Origin of the sequence: Achromobacter sp. SIMBA_011, assembly GCF_046535435.1 — a bacterium.
GTDB lineage: Bacteria > Pseudomonadota > Gammaproteobacteria > Burkholderiales > Burkholderiaceae_B > Achromobacter > Achromobacter dolens.
Genome location: NZ_JAWRWN010000820.1, coordinates 1 through 255, shown reverse-complemented (window position 1 = coordinate 255; position 255 = coordinate 1). Strand labels below are relative to the sequence as shown.

Sequence of the window (255 nt, the reverse complement as noted above, 5' to 3'; positions counted from 1 at the left end):
GATACACTTACGAGCCAAATAAAAGATGGTTGGTTGTATGTGATGATACGATTTCAGTTGTTCAGGAAGAGGATAAACCTTGGGCAACAGTAGATATCACACTAACAGCAATTCAAGGTCTCTCAGAATCACTTTACAATACTTCTCAAAACATAAATTTAATTGATAATCATTGGGATATTGGGATGAATGTTGAACTTATTGATGATCCAGTCTATAAATTTAAGAATAAAAACAAATTCATTGTCTATAACC

General features: G+C 32.2%; 1 protein-coding gene. It reads left to right on the top strand.

Annotated elements, in window-relative coordinates; translation table 11 throughout:
- Positions 1–255, top strand: a 255-nt coding sequence (locus tag SB816_RS33285; RefSeq protein WP_410548414.1) for a hypothetical protein, incomplete at both ends; no start/stop codon positions are given.